This window comes from Arthrobacter sp. D5-1, assembly GCF_017357425.1.
Taxonomy (GTDB): Bacteria; Actinomycetota; Actinomycetes; order Actinomycetales; family Micrococcaceae; genus Arthrobacter.
The window spans coordinates 93047-111974 of the sequence record NZ_CP014572.1 but is presented as its reverse complement, the minus strand read 5'-3'; the positions used below and the strand labels follow the sequence as shown (position 1 = coordinate 111974).

Below are 18928 nucleotides of genomic sequence, written 5' to 3'. Positions count from 1 at the left end.
GCACGTCTAGAGTCAGCCCCTCTTGACGGTCCGGGATCCCTGATGACCCGGGGCCAACCGCAGGCTCTGCGCTATGTCTTTCGCTCCGCCATGTCCCGCAAGATGGCTTTTAGGTCCACCGCTACGCCAAAGATTTCCGGCTTTATTTCTACGTAACTGGCGATTCGGGCAAGCAACCCTGTGCCGCGCTCCACAACATCAAGGGCGCTTGTGCGTCGTTCCTTCTCGGCGACCTCCTGTAGGTAAGCGATTATGTCATCCCCCCTGGCAGTTCGCATTGCTAGCTCGGAAAGCAACGGACGTACAGCAGCTGGGTCATCCTGGAAGTCGGAAACCCAAATGATTCCATAAGGATGTTCCCTAGGATCAAAATCCGCCCAGTCCCGGTCGAATATCAGGATGATGGGCTCCTGGTCCGTCATGAACCTCTCGGCAATTTCGGCTGGCCATTGCTTATCCATCACTTCTTCAACGACGGCGTCAGTCGATCGTTCGAATGCCCTGATAAATACCCCGTTGGTACGCATGGCCTGTCCAAAAGCGTCCGCTTGGCGGTGCAGCTCTTCCTTGACTCCATGGGCGAAGTCATTCCATTCGACCAGGAGGAAAACATAACGTCCATCGACAGGACTTACGTTTAGGAGCGAAGACAGCCGGTAACTCATGTCTGGAGGTTACGACGTGAGGGCCACAGCGTCTATACGTAGATCCACCCTTCTGTCAATCTACTCGCGGAGGTATTGGCGGAGCCCGGGGATTGCGAAGTCCACTTTGCCGTAGCCGGCAGACTCAATCAGGCCCGCGGCGATGAGCCTGTTGCGGTATTTGGACACGACGTTGGGTTTGGCTTTGAGGATGGCGCCGATTTGACCGGCGGCAGAGGGGCCGTCCTGGCCGGCCATTGCGTTCAGGAACTCGCGGTCTTTGTCTGAGATGTCCGACAGTGCCGACTCGACGACTACTAAGGTGTTTCGTCGTTGGGCGGCAGCGATTCCACGCTGAACGTTGGTCACGTCGAGTTTCCATCCTGCCCTGTCGGCTTCCAGCCAGAGATAGTAGCCCACCAGTTGGATCAGGAAGGGATACCCTTCGGTTGCTTCGGCGGCCTGGTTGATGAGGTCGGGGGAGATGCTGATGCCTCCCTGGCTGAAGAGCTCGCTGTACGAGGCGGTGACTTCGGCGATAGCTGCCTCATGAAGATTGATCCTGTCGGCCCGACGCAGGAAGGTGGCAACGCCTTCATTGAGAAGGTCCGACACGGCTGATGGCAGGCCGGCGAAGATCAGGCCGATGGGCAGCCCGTCGCGGATGAAGTGCTGGACGTCGGCGGCCAGCTGGGCGATCTCCGCCCTGTCGACGGCATGGATCTCATCGATGGTGATGACGAGTCCTGTGCCTTTCGCGTCCAGCAGGCGCAGCAGGTCGTTCCCGGTCCGGCGCCAGTCCACGGCACGTTCCGGCGGAAGCTGGGTCGTCAGTCCGAACCCTGCCGCTGAAAAAGCGGTGATCTTCCGGGACGGAGGCCCGTCCCCGAGTTCATCAAGGAGGCGGAGCATGTCATCACCAACCCCGGCGAGGAAGCCCGGCGTGGCCGTCCGGGAAATCACAGCCCACCCGTGATTCCGGGCGATACCTTCGGCTTCGCTCAACATGACCGTCTTGCCGATGCCCCGGGAGCCGGTGATGATAGTCAAGAGCCCAGGGGCTCCGGAACCCTGCTGCAGGCCATACTCGAAATCGTCCAGCAGCCCGGCCCGTCCGACCAGCTCAGGAGGCGTCGCTCCGGCCGTCGGCTTGAAGGGATTCTGCACCATACCCTCCTCGGGTGAAACTAGGTGAAACCGGTGAAAGTGGTGAAACTCCTGCCACCATAGACCGCCCCCTCGACCTGAAGCAAGACGGGCCCGGGGGAGGCGGTAGCATCGGGGCCATGACCGGGGACGAGAACTACATCGAGCACGCGCTCCACGTCGGCGAGGACCTGACCGGCCTAAGCCTAGAGCAGCTGGGTTTCGAACCCCGGCTGGAGGACCTGACAGAGGACCAACGGAACCGACTGGACGCTGAGGACCTCGAATGGATAAGTTCAATCACGCCGGAGCAGCGCGACCAGAGCCTGTTCCAGGCAACGCTCCTGGCCGGATCCCTCTGGGAGGCATCGGCCGTCCTAATAGACCAGCTCTTCGAGGATCTCAACGGCCTGCTGAAGCTCGACCGGATCGACCGCCAGGACATCGCCACCACCTTCGTCCTGTCCGGACTTCCACCCCGGCACGCCGATAAATACGACGTCCGGTTCACCCAACAGTTCCTCGTCATCGCCGTGGACATGACCGGGGCACTGATCCGGGGATGGACCCACCCGTCCTGCGTGGCCCAGGAACTGGCGCTCCGCTGCCTTTTTGACCAAGTCGAAGTCATTCAGGACCTGTACGACCTGGACCTTCCGGGCGACTGGCGGGGCATGCTGGAACAAAACATGCTCGAAGACATAGACAGCGAAATGCTCTACCAGAACGCCATGGACGGCTTCGAAGGCGACATCGAGCTGAACATGCAGCTGGGCCTTGCACCGATGAAAGTCGAGGACTGGTTCGAGCCCTTCAACGACGCCTCCGTCCCGCCCTACGTGCGCTGAAACCCCGGAAATACCCACCGTCTGCAACGGTTTTCTTAGACGGTGATAATCGAGATTCCCTCTCCAGCCTCACAGGTAATCCTCAGGTTTACCGGCACATAATGGACCGAAGCTCCGGTCAACCGCTATTTGACTGGAGCTTCGCCAATTTCAGGCCTCGGCAGGGTTGAGGCCCCGCCCGAACACATGGTGAATTCCTGCGATAGATGAAGTCCTGAAGGGTCGTCCGCCCCGTGACAGGATTCCAGAAGACGTCCGGTGGCTTCACTCAGGTAGCGTCGGCTTTCTCGCGTCGCTTAGTCATCTTCGCGGCCACCCACCAGACGATGGCTAGGGCGAGGCCGGCGATCACGGCTTTTTGAAGGATTCCGGCGTACTGCTCGACCAGATGCCAGTTCTCGCCCAGGTAGAAACCCGCGAGGACAAATACCGTATTCCAGATCAAACTTCCCCCGAGCGTCAGCAGCAGGAATTTCCACACGCTCATCCGCCCGATCCCTGCCGGAATGGAGATCAGGGACCGGAACAAGGGGACCATTCGGCCGAAAAAAACCGCACGGTACCCGTAGCGGTGGAACCAGTTTTCGGCTTTGTCCACATCTTCGACATCCACCAGGGGCAGTCTGCGCGCGATGGCCCGCATCCGGTCCCGGCCTAAGAGGGCGCCTATCCCGTAGAGCAGCCATGCTCCGAGCACTGAGCCGATGGTGGTCCATAGCAGCGCCTCGACCAGGCTGAAGCTACCCCGGCTGGCTGTGAAGCCGGCCAGCGGGAGAATGATCTCGCTGGGCAGCGGCGGGAAAAGGTTCTCCAGTGCCACGATCAGTCCGGCACCGGGCGCGCCGATTCCCTCCATCAGCTCCACAGCCCATTGGGAGACGCCAGTCAGACCTGCTGCTGCAGATGAGTGTTCGGGCACAGAAAAAGGCAAAACGACGGTTGTCATCATTGGTCTCCAATCTGCCTCAGCGGGCAGTTATAGGGCGGATTTTCGCCGGGGAGGGCCGGCCGCCGCGGCGGCGCGGGGTTGCGGCTCAGGACGTGCCACCCTGCCGGTGGCAGGGTGCCTGTTTTTTGTAGCCTTCGCCGGGGGCAGGCTGACGCGGGTGGATATAGCTTTGGTCCCGCGTCAGCGTGGCTTTCCTAAGCCGTTCTGGGCGCGGCGGTCCTGGATGCCCGGCTGTTGTCGCGGATCTGGCCCACGAGTTCCTCGAGCATGTCCTCCAGGGTGACGATGCCGTAGGGTCTCCCGCCCTCGTCGGTGGCGAGGGCCAGGTGGGCTCCTTCGCGCTGCATGCGGCGCAGGGAGACGCGGAGGCCGTCGTCCAGATGCACGCGGGGCAGATCCCGGATGCGGTGTGTCGGCAGTGGATGATTGCGGTCCGCGGCGCCCAGGCCGAGGAGGTCCTTGACATGCACGTAGCCTGTGAGTTCACCGGTCAGTGCCTGGACGGGGAAACGGGAGAAGCCGTTGGCGGCAATCTGTTCGATCTGGTCCGGGGTGCACCCGTGCGGCAGCGTGGTGACCTTATCCAGGGGAATCACGATACTTTCCACGGAGCGTTCCTCGAAGGTGAGGGCTCCGAGGAGGAGGCGTTCGTCCTGTTTGTCCAGCAGGCCGCCTTCGCGGGATTCCTCGACCAGGCCCGCTACTTCGTCCCGTGTGAAGGCGCTGGCCACTTCGTTCTTCGGTTCGACCTTGAACAGGCGCAGAATCCCGTTACCCATGGAGTTCATCAGCCACAGGAGCGGCTGCAGGATGCGCACGACGACGACCAGGACCGGTCCGAGGACCAGAGCCATTCGTTCCGGGCCGGCCAGGGCGATGTTCTTCGGCACCATCTCGCCGAGCACGACATGCAGGTAGGTCACCACGGACAGGGCGACGGCGTACGCGATCGGGTCGATCCAGCCATCCGGGACGCCCCATGCTTCGAAGGGCCCCTCCAGGGCGTAGACGACCATGGGTTTGGTGACGTAGCCCAGGGCGAGGGAACAGACGGTGATTCCGAGCTGGGCGCCGGCCATCATCAGAGAAACGTTTTCGATGGCCCACAGGGTGATCCGGGCGGACCGCCCGCCCTGTTGGGCCAACGGTTCGATGATGCTTCGCCGCGCGGCGATGAGGGAAAACTCGGCCCCGACGAAGAAGAAGTTCGCGGCGAGCAGGACGATGGTCAGAATAATCCCGGCGGTATCCACTAGCGTTCCTCTGTTTCGTCGTTGCGGGGGCTGGCGGTGGCCAGGATTTTGGCGATGCGTGCCCCGTCCATTTCCTCCACGCGCAGTTCAACGGTTGCCGCCGGGTGGCCGTGGGACTGCTCCGTGGCGATCTGAATGGCATCGCCGGGCCGGGCGATATGCCCCAGCTCAAGCGTGACCAGGCCGGCCAGAGTGTCGTACTCCGTCCCCTCGGGCACCGTGTGGCCCAGGATCGCTGTCGCCTCGTCGGGGCGCAGCGCGCCGTCGAGACGCCAGAGACCGAAGGGTAGCCGTTCGCTCGTGCCGTCCTGAGGGTCGTGTTCGTCCACGACCTCGCCGACCAGTTCCTCGACGAGGTCCTCGAGGGTGATCAGCCCGGCGATGTCGCCTGTTTCATCGATCAGGACCGCCATCTGCAGCCCGCCGGCTCGAAGCGTGTCCATCAGGTCATCGAGCTCGACGGTGTCGGGTATGAGGGTGGGTTTGTCCATGACATCGGCGAGAGCTGTCTGCTCGCGGTCGGAAAAGGCCACTGCCAGTCCCCGTCGGACGTGCACGATGCCCAGCACCTCATGGGAGCCGGACTTCATCACCGGGAACCGTGAATGTCCGGTTTCGGCGGCGGTCTGCAGCATTTCCTGGACGCTTTGCTCCGGCGCCAGCGTGACCATCCGGGTGCGCGGTGTCATGGCATCGTGAGCGCGGCGGGACCCGAAGGCGAATGACCGCTGGACCAGGTCGGCGGTCTCCTCGGGGAGGATGCCCTGCCGGGCCGAGTGCCGCACGAGGAAGGCGAGTTCCTCGGGGGAGCGCGCCGAAGCGAGTTCTTCCTGAGGTTCGATGCCGAGGGCGCGGACCAGCTTGTTCGCGGTGCCGTTGAAAAAGCGCAGCAGCGGTCCCGTCGCGGTACTGAAGCCCCGCTGGAAGCCGGCGGTGGCCCGCGCGGTCGCCAAGGGCTTTGCGATGGCCAGGTTTTTCGGTACGAGTTCGCCGAAGACCATGGTCAGCAGTGTTGCCAGGATCAGGGCGAGGACCACCGAGGCAGAGCGTGCCACCGGGGCCGCGAGGCCGGCGTCCATCAGCGGACCGACGATGAGGGCGGCAATTGCGGGCTCGGCCAGAAAACCGATGCCGAGGTTTGTAAGTGTGATTCCCAGCTGGGCACCCGATAACTGGGTCGAGAGCGTGTTCATCGCCTTGAGCACGCCCACGGACTTCTTGTCGCCGGAATCGGCGGCTTCCCTGACCGTGTTCCGGTTAACGGTGATCAGCGAGAATTCTGCGGCGACAAACAAACCGCAGCCGACGATCAGTAATAGGCCGACGAGGATTGAGGCTACTTCCACTTGCCACACCCCCCGTTGCTGTTCAAGGCGCTCTCACGCATCAACGGGGGGCACGGACTGTGCCCCGGACTGTCACCGGGAGTAGACATCGGTTCCTCTCAAGGGATCCAGATACAGAAAATGTCCGCGGCCTGCCGCCGTGGACACCATCAATTCTGCCAGCAGATGGCGTCACCTCAAAAAATGCCAGCGCCTGAGTTCCCCCTTGCCCGCGAGTTTTTCCTGCCGGGCGGGCGGTGGCAGTACGCATCAAACAACCCCAATGGGTAGGGAAAAGTCACGATCTGAACTTGATGCCTTGCGAGCTCTCAGAAACGACCAATTCTGCGGTCACTTCCGTACGGATGGAACGCCGTCCGGTCAGGGCTGAGCTTGTCTGCCGAGTCCAGCTGATCAGCCTAACCGGCCGGTCAGATGGCCCCATCGGGTCATCCCAGCCCGGCAGGTTCCTGGTGTCCGTCCTCGTCGATGATGCGGCCGGTGACCGGTTTGCGGGACAGGTGGACGTCGCCGGCTTCGGGCCCGCGGGCTGTTGCGGCGGCGATGGCGGCGCGGTCATCTGCTTTTGTGTAGGCGTGGCGCAGATGGACAGGGTCGATGGGCTTGCCCATGCGTTTTTCCTGCCGCCGCTTGGCTGCCAGGTTCAGTGCTTCCACGGCGATGGCGAACGCCATCGGGCCGTAGATGAGCGCCTTGTCGATCTTGACCTCGAACCCGTCGGCGATCAGGAACACCCCGATCAGCACCAGGAAGGCCAGCGCGAGCATCTTCACGGTGGGATGCCGGTTGACGAAGGCGAAGATGTACTTCGCGGAGAAGAGCATGATGGTAAAGGAGGACAACACCGCGACGATGATGACCAGCAGATTGTCCACCATCCCGACGGCGGTGATCACCGAGTCAAAGGAGAAGACCATGTCCAGGATAATGATCTGCCCCAGCACGGCACCGAACGTGGCGGCCTTCGCCCCACCCATGCCATGGGATTCGGTACCCTCGAGCTTCTCGTGGATCTCCCGTACCGCTTTATAGACCAGGAACAAACCGCCGAACAGCAGGATCAGATCCCGTCCGGAAAACCCCATCCCGAAGAGTTCGAAGAGATCCTCGGTGAGGGAGATGATCCAGGAGGCTGCGAACAACAGGACGACCCGCATCAGCATGCCGAGCGTCAACCCGAGGTTGCGGGCCTTGGCCTGCTGCTCCACCGGAAGCTTGCTCGCCAGGATGGAGATGAAGATGACGTTGTCCACGCCCAGGACGATCTCCAGGATGAACAGGGTCACAAACGCAATGGCCAAATCGGGTGTCAGCTCGAATGCCAGTTCCATCCGGCCAGCTTAACCAATATGCACGGCAAAGTTCATGGGGTTTGTGTTTTCGCGTCTTCGCGCCCAAGACCCGAGCTAAGGAAGACCGGAGCAGTCCCGGGTGCTACCGGCGGCATGATCTGTGGGTTTGGACGACGGTTTTGGTCCGGCTATGATTTTCCTATCAAGGGGAGTACTCCCGTCTGTGATCGGCCCGTCAATACGGATGCACTGAAGCATCTCGGGCCGACAGTTCCGGTGTCATCCGGGCGGAGGAGACCTTGGCGTTCTTGTTCAACGCCTACCCCTTGGGAGCCCCCCTTATGCAGGTCACACCTATGATCTGGCTCATCACGATTGCCGTGACGATCCTGTTCTTCGTCTACGAGTTCTTCGCCCACGTCCGTAAACCCCACGAGCCGTCCATCGCAGAATCGGCCCGCTGGTCCGCGTTCTACATCGGCCTCGCACTACTGTTCGGGGTGGGGATCGGCACGGTCTCGGGATGGACGTTCGGCGGCGAGTACTTCGCCGGCTACCTCACCGAGAAGGCACTGTCGATCGACAACCTGTTCGTCTTCCTCATCGTAATGGCCGGATTCGCAGTACCGAAGAAGTACCAGCAGAAGGTCCTGATGATCGGGATCATCATCGCACTGATCCTGCGCGGCGGGTTCATCGCCGTCGGAGCGGCCCTGATCGAAAACTTCTCCTGGGTCTTCTACATCTTCGGCGCCCTCCTCCTCGTCCTGGCCTACCGGCAAGCCTTCAGCAGCCACGAGTCCAACCCCGCTGACGGTAAGTTCATGACACTTGTCCGCCGGGTCCTGCCCGTCACTGACGAGTATCACCAGGACAAGCTCACCGTCATGCAGGGCGGGAAGCGTTTCATCACGCCGATGCTGCTCACAATCATTGCGATCGGTTTCGTGGACCTCATCTTCGCCGTCGACTCAATCCCTGCGATCTACGGCCTGACCAACGAGGCCTACATCGTCTTCACCGCCAACGCGTTCGCGCTGATGGGTCTGCGTCAGTTGTTCTTCCTCATCGGAGGCCTGCTCGAGCGTCTGGTCTACCTCGCCCAGGGGCTGGCCGTTATCCTCGCCTTCATCGGCGTGAAGCTCGTCTTCCACGCCCTGCACGTCAACGAGCTCCCCTTCATCAACGACGGGCAACCGCTCCTGTGGGTGCCGGAGATCCCCATCTGGCTCTCGCTGCTCTTCATCACCGCCACCATCGTCGTAGCGACCGCCGCGAGTCTGCTCAAGACCCGAGGCAACGAGAACAAGGAAGACCGCAGACAGATGCACGGCGAACCGGTGACCACCGCTGGCCCGCACGACCGGGACGAGGATCCCGATAAGACGTTCACTGCAAACATCTCAAAATGAATTACCACCAAGCAACTGTGAAGTCAGCGTTCCGCTGTGGCCTCAGATTCATACGGGAGTGGCGTTGCGCAAGATAGGAGAACGCGTGGAACCGGCGCTTGGCATCGTACTCATCGGTGTGTTGATCATTAACATCGGGGTTGCCCTGCTTGTCGTTTGGGCCTTCGCAGCTACCAAGAGCCAGCGCGGAATGCAAATGCCCGGGCAGACGGAAGACGCGCAGGAGGGCGCTCGGACAGCTAAGACCCGCAAGTGGGCCGGAATGACTGGATTAGCCGGAACGGCTTTTGGTGTCCTACTGATCGTCGGAGCAGTCGCCGCTTCGGATACCTGACAGCCGTTGTCACCGACAAAACCCAGAGCCTCGATGACCGGCTCAGCCTGCCGCCCCTACACTTAGGACGATAACTTCCGCGATCGCCGCCGTCACCGCTGAGGAGGCCGAAGTGGGAGACTAGCTTGTCGCGATTGGCGGACCGCTCTGATAACCGACCATTACGCTCATCCGTAGTCCGCCGGGCTGATAACTGGAGGAGGAACCCTTGGTCCGTTTCCTGCTGGATAAATGGTTCGTAGCGGTTCCGATCCTTGCATGCATTCTGCTTCTGTTGACCTGGGGACAGGCATTGGCTCCGTTGCTTGTCGTGGCTGTGGCGGTGGTGTTGATCGGAGCGGTCCTTTCCGCTGTTCATCATGCTGAAGTCATCGCACACCGCGTGGGGGAACCTTTCGGGTCCCTGATTCTGGCCGTTGCGGTGACGGTTATCGAGGTCGCACTGATCCTTACCCTGATGCTCTCGGGTGGACCGGAAAGCCGTTCGCTTGCGAGGGACACAGTTTTCGCAGCCGTGATGATTACCGTCAACGGCATTGTAGGTTTGTCACTTCTGGTTGGGGCGCTGCGGCACGGGTTGGCCCGGTTCAATCCCGAAGGCACCGGCGCAGCATTGGCGGTCGTCGCGACGTTATCAACGATGACCCTGGTGCTTCCCGCATTCACTACCGCCCAGCCCGGTCCGACATTTTCGGCCGCGCAACTCGGTTTCGCCGCCGTCGCCTCACTGGTTCTCTACGCGTCATTCGTGATGACACAGACAGTGCGCCACCGCGATTTCTTCCTTCCCGTGACCACTGTCCCAGGAGCGCCCCCCGACCAGGAACATGCAACGCCCCCGTCAAAACGGTCGGCCCTGACAAGCCTCATCCTGCTCGTCGCAGCACTGGTGGCGGTTGTTGGCCTCGCCAAGACAATCTCACCGGTGATCGAAGCTGCAGTGTCGGCGGCCGGCATCCCCCAATCATTCGTCGGGGTGGTCATTGCCCTGCTGGTGCTGCTGCCCGAGGGGCTGGCCGCCACCCGCGCTGCGCTGCGGGACCGAATGCAGATTAGCCTCAACCTCGGCTACGGTTCGGCGATCGCCAGCATCGGTCTGACCATCCCGGCGATCGCCGTGGCAATGATCTGGTTGGAAGGACCCCTCACACTCGGGCTCGAACCGACACAAATGGTTCTGCTTGCCCTCACCATCATCGTGGGGGCACTGACAGTGGCACCAGGCCGCGCCACAAGACTCCAAGGCACCATACATCTGATCCTCTTCGCCGCCTTTATCTTCCTCTCCATAAACCCCTGACACCCTAAAAAAGGCATCGCGACCGGTCACGAGCCCTGACGGTTGTTACTTGCGATTGCGTCGGCTTCGTCCGTGGACGGGAGCTTCCCGCAGCTACTTCTGCTCCCGTTGTTCAGAGGCCGATAATAAATATTATGTCAACTACTAGTCTGCGTATTGCATCGGATGAATCAATCGCGGGCGGCTGACTCACTGCCCCGCTGGCCGTACTTAACCCAGCTCTGACCAGCGGAAACGCAGCACCGAACGTCGTCGTAACGGCGTCAAACCGTGTGTGGCGGCGGAACGATCAGGCGTTGCGCGGCCACCGCGACACGCCGTTGACCTGCGCAAACACAGATGGCGTCTCATCAGATGCATCATGGAATCACTGGATGAAACCGGATTCTCGGGAGGATTTGATGCAGGTTGATGGCTCCGGACGGGTCCGCCTGGTCGAGTCGGTGCCGGTCCTCCGGCCCGACGAGCAGGTGCTCCAGAAGATGCTCGAGGGCTGGCGGAACCAGCAGCTGTCACGCAACCTGCAGTTCGCGACCATCGACCAACGGCTCCGGATGGTCGAGCGCTTCATCAGCCACGTCAACGAAGACCCGTGGAACTGGACGCCCGCGCTTGTCGAGGAGTTCTCGGCGGACCTACGCACCCAGAAGCAGATCGGGCCGTCGCAGCCGCCGCCGGCAAGGTCGGTGCCGGCGTGGAGTCGCTGCGTGCCGTAGATCGGGTGCACGCGGATGCCGTAGGGGCTGCTGACCGGGCCGGCGCCGGGGGAGGCCCAGCCTTCGGCGCTGACTTCGCCGGGAAGCAGGCCCTCGCATGCGCCGCCGCTGGCGCTGCCGTCGCCGGAGTCGAGGCCGGTGCGGACACCACTCAGGCCCTCGACGATCTGCACCGCGCCGTCCCAGAACTTCGTGTAGTGGTACGGGTCGGCGTTCACCTGAGTGCGGTGGGCGACGATCGTCGGTTCCAGCGACTCGCGGTCGGGAACCTTCGTGGTCATCGCGTTGAAGAACTTCGTCGACGAGATGTAGGGGTCCAGCCGCTCCTCGCGGGTGCCCCATCCGTCCTGCTGCTGGAACAGGCCGATCGACGTCGTGCGGGTGCCGTCGGGGTTGGTGACCCCGCCGGTTTCCCAGTCGCCGTAGTCGATGTTCCGGAGGCTGGATTCACCCATCGCAGTCATGACGCCGATGGTCTGATCCCGCGCGTTCAGGCCGAGGTCTTTGCCCGCCTGCATGACATATGCGGCGTTCACAAGCTGCTCGTGGCCGTAGCCGGCAATCTCCGTCTCGGGGACGGATGCGGGGTCGATCGAGACGCTCGATCCGCCGTTGCCGGCGCTCGGGCCGCACTCGTCCTCGCCCATGAGGAGGAGCCCGAACAGGGAGCCGACGATGAGGAGCGGCACCGCCGCGATCGCGTAGGCGGCGCTGCCCTTGGGCGCTGCCATCAGTTCACCCCTTCGGGGAGGATGAAGCGCCCCGCGAGCCAGGGGGAGTCAGCGTCGGCACGGCTGAGCACGACGCCGTAGGTGCCGGCGTTGGTGGGGACGTCGACGAACGCGACGTAAGCGCTCGTGTCGTCGGTGATGACGGCGGGGCCGGTGACGCTCGTCGCGACGATGCGTGCCGGGTCCATGTAGGCGTAGTCCTGGGTGGCCTTGTTGTCGAGGAGGGGCTGCAAGCCGGCCCACCACTGCTCGAACGGAAGATCGGGGCGCGCGTAGGCGGTCATCACGGCGACCGCGGCCGCCGTTGCGCTCTCGCGCGATTCGTCATCCCACGTGGGCACGGGCCGCGGGCCGTGCGTCTCTCCGCTGTCCTCGTCGATGAGGCCTTCGGGGGCGGGGGTGAACTGGTCGAGGTCGGGATAGATCGGGCCGGTGCTACTGGCGCTGGGGGTCGGCGCTGGCGCGTTGTTCTGGCCGGTGCAGGCGGTCAGGGCCGCCGCGGTGACGACTATGAGTAGCGCCGTCCCGATCTTCCGCATGTCAGTCCCCTTCGTGCCGTTCTGAGTTGATGACGACGACCGGGCCGGTGTCGCGAGGGACATTCGCACCCCGGCGCAAGGTGTCTTTCAGCTCGTCGCGGATGATGAACCACGTCGAGCCGACCTTGTAGCCGGGGATCAGTCCCTCGCGGAGCCACGTGTACACGCTCTTGTTAGAGACTCCGAGTCGTTCTGCTACTTCGGTGGGGCCGAGGGTCGGAGGGCTCTGCTCGAATAGGCGATCGAGCGCGTCACACGCACCGCTGTCGCTGCTCACGGTGAGACCTCCTGTTGGCTCCACGGTCCTAGTGTACCGGTTAGGGCATGTTTGTATAGGTTCGGGTTCATTCGGGTTCACCCTTCCTTGTTTGGGCGCTTGGGCGTAGGATTCCCTTATTAGGGTGAATCTCACTGTACCTAGGGGGGCAACATGAGCGACCCGCTCAACCCGTGGCTTTCTCGGCCGACGACGCCGCCGCCTACCGAGGCGGCCCCGATCGCGGCCGTGCCCGACACGTTCGGCCCGGTGGCTCCGCAGCGAGGAATCCCCGCACCGGATCGCGTCGACCAGCTGCCGATCTACGACCGCAACACCACGGCTGCGCTGTGGTGGGTAGGCGCACACGGCGGCGCGGGAGAGTCCACGCTGGCGGCGCTGATGCCGGGCTCGCAGGCGGCGGGCCACTCGTGGCCGCGCACCGCCTCCACGACGCCCGCACGGACGGTTCTCGTCGCCCGCTCAGACGCTCGCGGGTTGCGCGCGGCGCAGGCCGCGATGCGGCAGTGGGCCGCGGGCCTCGTCCCGTCTGTTGAAGTCTTGGGCCTGGTCGTCATGGCTGACGCACCTGGTCGACTGCCTCGCTCGTTGCGCGACCTGATGCAGGTCGTCAGCGGGGGAGTCCCGCGCACCTGGTCGGTGCCGTGGGTCGATGCATGGCGCGTGGGAGAGCCGCCGGCTCTCTCATCTTCTCCGCGCGAAGCTCAGCGTCTCGTCGACGAGCTGACCGCAATCCTCGGTGCCGCCGGCACCTCGAACTGAAAGGCAACAGCATGTCCGTTATCGACGTGTTCCACGCGGCGGCCGACACCGCCGTGAACCTCGCCGGCGTCATTCCTGACCCGGACCCCGTACAGCCTCCGGGCACCGAAGGCGTGACCATCATCCTGTCCTGGCTGAAGTGGATCGGCTACGTCGTCGTCGGCGGCGCGATCATCGTCGGCGGCATCCTCATCGCCGTCAGCTTCCGCCGCGGTGAGGGTCACGATGCTCTGCCGAAGATCCTTTGGCCGATGGCCGGAGCGATCGTGATCGGTGGTGGTGCCGCTCTCGTCGGCATCCTCGCCGGGGCCTGAGAGGAGCCGTCATGGCTGAGGACGACGACACGCAGCAGAACCCGTTCACGCGCCCCGGCTTCATCGTCGGGGCGGTCGTGGTGGTCGCGCTCATCGTGGCGGGCATCGTTCTGACGGTTCTCAACCTGAACCGAGACGACGACGCCGCGCCGCCGGCTCCCGACCCGTCGTCCAGTGCCACAAGCAGCGCCGCCCCTTCCCCGGAGCCTTCCGGGGTCGCGGGCGGCGCGAGCGTTTGTGGCCTGGCGGGCGAGGAGCTATCCGGGACGGTGACGACAGCTCCCGCCGCCGAATGGCGGTTCCAGGACGTCTACGCCTTCCCGACCTCTTCCACGGCGGGGCCGGGGGACACGGCCCCAGAGGGCTACCCGTACTGCTTCCAGCACTCGCCTGAGGGTGCACTGTTCGCAGCCGCGAACGTGACGATCATCGGTTTCGGACCCGCCGAGCAGCGACAGGCATTTCTCGAGTACGCCCTGACGGATGGCCCGTACCGTGACACCCTGCTCAACGCTCAGGGAGCGGCTGCGCCATCCGACGTGCGGGCATCTATCGCCGGCTTTCGCATGCTCGCGTACGACGGCGAGTCCGCTCGTGTCGACATCGCGTTCCGCGGCAGCAGCAACGGCCAGAGCGTCAACGGCTCCGCCGTTCTCGAACTCGTCTGGGCGGACGGGGACTGGAAGCTCGACGCCTCGAACCCTGAGCCTGCACGCCTCGCTGAGTTGCCGGACCTCTCGGGTTATGTGAGCTGGACGGAGGGGTAGAACATGGCCGCGAGTGAATGTGCGCCGCTCGACTTCGGCTGCAAGGCCGGCGAGTGGGCAAACAGTGTCGTCGGCGATGCCATCCAGAACATGGCGGATGCCGTCATGGAAGCGTTCGGGAAGGCTGTCGCCTCGCTCGGCACGCTCTGGGTGAACGTCGGCACGCCGAACCTGACCGGGACGGGCGGTGGCTCGTCGATCGCTGCGGGTGCGACCGCTCCGAACTCTGACGGCATCATTCAGGTGCTCGGCTGGGTGACCTGGATTGCGATCGTGCTCGCGGCTATCTCGATCATCCTCCTCGGTGCTCTCATCGCTACGCGGATGCGCAGCGGTGAGGGCTTCCAGGCCGCGGGCCGACTGGGGATCGTGCTCGGTGCGATCTTCCTCATCAGCGGCGCGACCGCGCTGGTGTCTGGTCTGCTCCCGAACGGGCCGCAGGGCGCGGGCGGTGCCGTGCTGTTTCTGCAGTCGTCGCTGTGGTGGTACATGGGCGCGGCCGCCGTCGTGTCCGTCATCATCGGCGGCGTTCGGATGGCGTGGGAACAGCGCGCCGAGCCCGGCAAGGAGACGGTCAAGAGTCTGTTGACTCTGATCGTCGTGGCGGGTATATTGCATCCAACTTCGGATGTCGTCTAGGGTCCATCGCTCAGTGGGGTGACGCACCGCACACAAGACCTCCGCGAGGGAACATGACGCAAGTAGCACCGGACCTAGGACGGACCGAAGACCGCCACGCGCCGTTGCTCGAGGTCGACGCCGTCAGCAAGTCGTACCCGGGCGTAAGAGCCCTGCACGAAGGAGAGAGAATGATCCTGATCCGCGGACTGACACGTGTCATCACTTTCGACGATCAAGAACGCGAGTTGGAAGACGCCGACATTCTGATCGACGGGCCGAAGATCGTCGCCGTCGGAAAGGACCTGTCGGATCGCAGCGTTTCACGGACAATCGACGGGCGTGGAATGATTGCGCTGCCAGGTCTCATCAACTCGCACCAGCACCTGTTCGAAGGCGCAATGCGGGCGATTCCCCAACTCGAGCGGGTCACGATGGCCAGTTGGCTCGAAGGCGTCCTGACCAGAAGCACAGGATGGTGGCGCGACGGGAAGTTCGGTCCAGATGTCATCCGGGAGGTTGCGCGCGCCGTCCTCCTCCAGTCGCTCCTCGGTGGCATCACCACGGTCGCCGACCAGCACCCATTCTTCCCCGGTGCCACGGCCGATAGCTATGTCGATAGCTATATCGACGCAACCATCGAGGCCGCCACCGACCTCGGGATCCGGTTCCATGCGGCAAGGTCATCGATGACGCTCGGCAAGAGCGAAGGTGGCTTCTGCGACGACCTGTTCGTCGAGCCCGTCGACAGAGTCGTCCAGCACTGTCTGGGTCTCATCGACCAGTACCACGAGCCGGAACCGTTTGGAATGGTTCGAATCGCTCTTGGACCCTGCGGCGTCCCCTACGACAAGCCCGAACTCTTCGAAGCGTTCGCACAGATGGCGGCGGACTACGACGTGCGCCTCCACACCCACTTCTACGAACCGCTCGACGCGGGAATGAGCGACCACCTCTACGGTATGACGCCGTGGCGTTTCCTTGAGAAGCACGGCTGGGCCAGCGACCGAGTATGGCTGGCTCACGCTGTGGTACCTCCACGGGAGGAGATCCCCGAGTTCGCCGACGCAGGCGTCGCGATCGCGCATCTCATTGCGCCGGACCTTCGGTTGGGCTGGGGACTCGCGCCTATCCGGGAATACCTCGACGCCGGAATCACGGTTGGGTTTGGAACGACCGGGTCCGCCAGCAACGATGGCGGGAACCTGCTTGGCGATCTGCGCCTGGCTGCGCTGGCGCACCGCCCCGCTGACCCCAACGAGCCCGAGAAGTGGCTGTCGGCACGCGAGCTGCTCCGAATGGCAACCAGGGGATCAGCGGAGTGCCTCGGCAGGCCCGACCTGGGCGTCCTCGAGGAGGGTCGTGCTGCGGACATCGCCTGTTGGCGCCTCGATGGAGTCGACCGGGTTGGTGTGCACGACCCGGCGATCGGCCTGATCATGACTGGTCTTTCAGACCGGGCAAGCCTGGTGGTCGTGAATGGTCAGGTGCTCGTCGAGAACGAACGACCCGTTCTGGCAGATCTCGAACGCATCGTCGCGAATACGACAGCACTCATTCCCAAGAACTTGTAGTGCCCTGCGCCCCCTGCAGTAGGGGTCACGGCGGTACTGGACGCCGAGCATCTGTGCTCCCAAGTTCCTTGCCACACGCACGTCATCGACGCTCTTGCTCGCCGTCGATGCCCGCTCGGGCGAATTGATACGGATTTCCCACTTGAAAGGATCGATATCGATGGCAGTTCGACGGGTTTCAGCCGCGCTCGCGGTCGCACTCCTGATCATTGCCTCCATCGCGGGATGCGGCAAGGACAGCGAAGGCGGCACCACCACATCAAACGGCGCGCCGACGAGGCTACGGATGCAGCTGAGCTGGGTGGCGAACGCACAGTTCGCTGGATACATGATGGCTAAGGAGCAGGGCTTCTACGAGGACGCAAACCTGGATGTAGACCTTCTCTACGGCGGGCCGAACGTCAACAACGTTCAGCAACTGACCAGCGGTCAGGCCGACCTCACCGTCGACCGCGTCAGCACCCTCTTCCTGTCGCGTGACAAGGGCATCCCGATCAAGGGCATCGCGGAGTTCGATCAGAAGTCCGGATTCTGGCTCGTGGCCAAGAAGAGCAGCGGAATCAACTCACCTGATGACCTTGTCGGGCAGAAGGTAGGAATCTTCGCAGACGACGAGTTCCAGGCCGACGCCCTCCTCACAGCGATGGGCGTCGACCCCAGCGATGTTAAGACGTTCTACCAGGGATTCACGATGGATCCGTGGCTCAACGACGAGTACCCCGTCGCAGAGATGACATCGTTTGGGCAGCTCCAGGAGGTCTATCACGCTGGTTACACAGACAAGGACCTTGTCTTCTTCAAGCCTTCTGACTATGACGTCGGCATTCTCCACGGGTGCCTGATCGCCAACGAGAGCGCCATCCAGTCCAGCCCCGACGCGCTCACCGCTTTCGTCGAGGCAACGATGAAGGGGTGGACCTACGCCTTCGCGCATCCCGACGAGGCTGTTGACGCCATCCTCGCAGAGGAGCCCAGCGCCAGCCGACCAGTCGAAACCTCTGCGCTGGACGCGATGAAGGACGTCCTCTGGGATGGAGACACGCCTCCAGACAACTGGGGCCAGATTCCCATGGACAACTACGAGGAAACGGCCAAGATTCTTGAGGACGGCGACTACGTCGACCACCCGATCGACGTCGAGAAGTCGGTGGATCTGACCATCGCGCCGTGAGGACTGTCCGTCGGCTCGGCGGCTCCTGCAGGAGGCGCTCTGGATTGGGGAGCCCGCACGACGGCAGGCAGGCGCAACTGCCTGCGGGACGTGCCATCGGCTGAGCCGATCGCTCAAACGACCAGCGCCCCAGACAATCTGACTGGGGCGCTGGTCTTTCGTGGGTATGGCCTGTGAAGGTAGGCACCGAACCGCAGAGCCGATGCCTAGTTTGGTTCCGGCAAGCCGGACGGACCATACATTGGTCCGGTGGCGGCTAGCCGATGATGGCGTCTGCCTCGATTTCGACGAGTAGGTCGGGAAGAGCCAGTGCGCCAACCTCAACAAGCGCATTCGCTGGCCGTACCTCCCCGAACACCTCACCATGGACGGCGGCCACCGCCTCGAAGTCCGAGATATTCGTGACGAAGATCCGAGTCCGGACCACGTCCGCGATCGACGCGCCCGCTTCTTTCAGCGCGGACTCGACTCGCGTAAGAGTCTCACGCGTCTGTGCGACGACGTCGTCGCCGCCAACGGCTCCCTCACTCGACCCTGCGGTCATCCCACCAACAAACACAAACGGCCCCTTGCAGACGGCCCGCGAGTAGCCCCGGAGGCTCTCGAGGTGAGACCCAGACGAGATATTCTGCCGAGTCATCGACTCCATGTTGACCCTTTCGGTCGGTCTCGGGCCATCCGACCCGGTGATTTGGGCGGCGGAGTTGCCCGCCATCCGTCGTCGGCCGCGCACCTTGGGACGGCACGGCTTACGCTGTGTGAAAGTCTAACTCCAATGAACGAAGTTCTCAGATGGGGTCTGCGCTTGCCGTGACTCCCAATCGACAGCAAAGGCTGAGGTGAGTCGTGGTAGCGTGTCAAGGGACAGTAGGAACTGCCCAGGGGCGGACATGAAACCTGCCCGCTGACGGCCACGAGAACTGCCCGGTGGTGGC

Annotated in this window: 20 protein-coding genes and 1 pseudogene; 12 read left to right on the top strand and 9 right to left on the bottom strand. The window is 63.2% G+C overall.

The genetic code is table 11. The features are described 5' to 3' along the window. Positions 1 to 71: 71 nt before the first annotated feature. Both AYX22_RS22540 and AYX22_RS22535 read right to left on the bottom strand, forming a co-directional pair. Complete coding sequence (locus AYX22_RS22540) at positions 72 to 665, bottom strand: hypothetical protein (protein WP_207597774.1); 594 nt, start codon at positions 663 to 665, stop codon at positions 72 to 74. A 60-nt stretch (positions 666 to 725) separates the two neighbouring features. Then, the gene (locus AYX22_RS22535) at positions 726 to 1814 is read right to left on the bottom strand and encodes an ATP-binding protein (RefSeq protein WP_207597773.1); all 1089 of its coding nucleotides are present in this window, start codon (positions 1812 to 1814) and stop codon (positions 726 to 728) included. 116 nt (positions 1815 to 1930) lie between these two features. Here AYX22_RS22535 and AYX22_RS22530 point away from each other — a divergent pair, with 116 nt between their 5' ends. Beyond that, positions 1931 to 2638: a hypothetical protein gene (locus tag AYX22_RS22530; protein WP_207597772.1), complete on the top strand. Its 708-nt coding sequence runs from the start codon at positions 1931 to 1933 to the stop codon at positions 2636 to 2638. A 268-nt stretch (positions 2639 to 2906) separates the two neighbouring features. Here AYX22_RS22530 and AYX22_RS22525 read toward each other — a convergent pair whose 3' ends face one another. The 4 genes from AYX22_RS22525 to AYX22_RS22510 all read right to left on the bottom strand — a co-directional run bounded on the left by AYX22_RS22525 (position 2907) and on the right by AYX22_RS22510 (position 7517). Further along, positions 2907 to 3584 (bottom strand): DedA family protein, encoded by a 678-nt coding sequence (locus tag AYX22_RS22525; RefSeq protein ID WP_207597809.1) that lies wholly within the window; start codon positions 3582 to 3584, stop codon positions 2907 to 2909. A gap of 197 nt (positions 3585 to 3781) precedes the next feature. Beyond that, positions 3782 to 4840, bottom strand: a complete 1059-nt coding sequence (locus tag AYX22_RS22520) for a hemolysin family protein (RefSeq protein WP_207597771.1) — start codon at positions 4838 to 4840, stop codon at positions 3782 to 3784. Next, on the bottom strand, positions 4840 to 6186 hold the full coding sequence (locus AYX22_RS22515; RefSeq protein ID WP_207597770.1) for a hemolysin family protein: 1347 nt from the start codon (positions 6184 to 6186) through the stop codon (positions 4840 to 4842). The genes AYX22_RS22520 and AYX22_RS22515 overlap by 1 nt, the downstream gene beginning before the upstream one ends. 428 nt (positions 6187 to 6614) lie before the next feature. Continuing rightward, on the bottom strand, positions 6615 to 7517 hold the full coding sequence (locus AYX22_RS22510; RefSeq protein ID WP_207597769.1) for a TerC family protein: 903 nt from the start codon (positions 7515 to 7517) through the stop codon (positions 6615 to 6617). Positions 7518 to 7819: 302 nt separating this feature from the next. Here AYX22_RS22510 and AYX22_RS22505 point away from each other — a divergent pair, with 302 nt between their 5' ends. The 5 genes and pseudogenes from AYX22_RS22505 (at position 7820) to AYX22_RS24245 (ending at position 12052) form a co-directional block, all read left to right on the top strand. Beyond that, positions 7820 to 8890, top strand: a complete 1071-nt coding sequence (locus tag AYX22_RS22505) for a TerC family protein (protein ID WP_207597768.1) — start codon at positions 7820 to 7822, stop codon at positions 8888 to 8890. Between the two features lie 85 nt (positions 8891 to 8975). Beyond that, on the top strand, positions 8976 to 9224 hold the full coding sequence (locus tag AYX22_RS22500; protein WP_207597767.1) for a hypothetical protein: 249 nt from the start codon (positions 8976 to 8978) through the stop codon (positions 9222 to 9224). Between the two features lie 208 nt (positions 9225 to 9432). Further along, positions 9433 to 10524 (top strand): calcium:proton antiporter, encoded by a 1092-nt coding sequence (locus AYX22_RS22495; protein ID WP_207597766.1) that lies wholly within the window; start codon positions 9433 to 9435, stop codon positions 10522 to 10524. Positions 10525 to 10925: 401 nt separating this feature from the next. Further along, a pseudogene (locus tag AYX22_RS24250) lies at positions 10926 to 11168 on the top strand (site-specific integrase); the annotation flags it as partial. A 50-nt stretch (positions 11169 to 11218) separates the two neighbouring features. Beyond that, positions 11219 to 12052 (top strand): hypothetical protein, encoded by an 834-nt coding sequence (locus AYX22_RS24245; RefSeq protein WP_242703669.1) that lies wholly within the window; start codon positions 11219 to 11221, stop codon positions 12050 to 12052. Here AYX22_RS24245 and AYX22_RS22485 read toward each other — a convergent pair. Continuing rightward, positions 11971 to 12510, bottom strand: coding sequence for a hypothetical protein (locus AYX22_RS22485; RefSeq protein ID WP_071416686.1), 540 nt, complete (start codon positions 12508 to 12510; stop codon positions 11971 to 11973). The genes AYX22_RS24245 and AYX22_RS22485 overlap by 82 nt on opposite strands. 1 nt (position 12511) lies before the next feature. Next, positions 12512 to 12811, bottom strand: coding sequence for a helix-turn-helix domain-containing protein (locus AYX22_RS22480; protein WP_231941996.1), 300 nt, complete (start codon positions 12809 to 12811; stop codon positions 12512 to 12514). A gap of 129 nt (positions 12812 to 12940) precedes the next feature. Here AYX22_RS22480 and AYX22_RS22475 point away from each other — a divergent pair, with 129 nt between their 5' ends. The 6 genes from AYX22_RS22475 (at position 12941) to AYX22_RS22450 (ending at position 17993) form a co-directional block, all read left to right on the top strand. Then, a complete protein-coding gene (locus tag AYX22_RS22475) occupies positions 12941 to 13549 on the top strand; it encodes a DUF6668 family protein (RefSeq protein WP_071416684.1) in 609 nt (202 codons plus the stop codon). Between the two features lie 11 nt (positions 13550 to 13560). Beyond that, positions 13561 to 13863: a hypothetical protein gene (locus AYX22_RS22470; protein WP_071416683.1), complete on the top strand. Its 303-nt coding sequence runs from the start codon at positions 13561 to 13563 to the stop codon at positions 13861 to 13863. A gap of 11 nt (positions 13864 to 13874) precedes the next feature. After that, positions 13875 to 14630, top strand: coding sequence for a hypothetical protein (locus AYX22_RS22465; protein ID WP_071416682.1), 756 nt, complete (start codon positions 13875 to 13877; stop codon positions 14628 to 14630). A 3-nt stretch (positions 14631 to 14633) separates the two neighbouring features. Continuing rightward, entirely contained in the window at positions 14634 to 15269 is a 636-nt protein-coding gene (locus AYX22_RS22460; protein WP_207597765.1) for a hypothetical protein, read from the top strand. 170 nt (positions 15270 to 15439) lie between these two features. After that, the gene (locus AYX22_RS22455) at positions 15440 to 16822 is read left to right on the top strand and encodes an amidohydrolase (RefSeq protein ID WP_207597764.1); all 1383 of its coding nucleotides are present in this window, start codon (positions 15440 to 15442) and stop codon (positions 16820 to 16822) included. 160 nt (positions 16823 to 16982) lie between these two features. After that, on the top strand, positions 16983 to 17993 hold the full coding sequence (locus tag AYX22_RS22450) for an ABC transporter substrate-binding protein (protein WP_043426253.1): 1011 nt from the start codon (positions 16983 to 16985) through the stop codon (positions 17991 to 17993). A gap of 256 nt (positions 17994 to 18249) precedes the next feature. Here AYX22_RS22450 and AYX22_RS22445 read toward each other — a convergent pair whose 3' ends face one another. After that, positions 18250 to 18642: a RidA family protein gene (locus AYX22_RS22445; RefSeq protein WP_192551697.1), complete on the bottom strand. Its 393-nt coding sequence runs from the start codon at positions 18640 to 18642 to the stop codon at positions 18250 to 18252. Positions 18643 to 18928 lie beyond the last annotated feature (286 nt).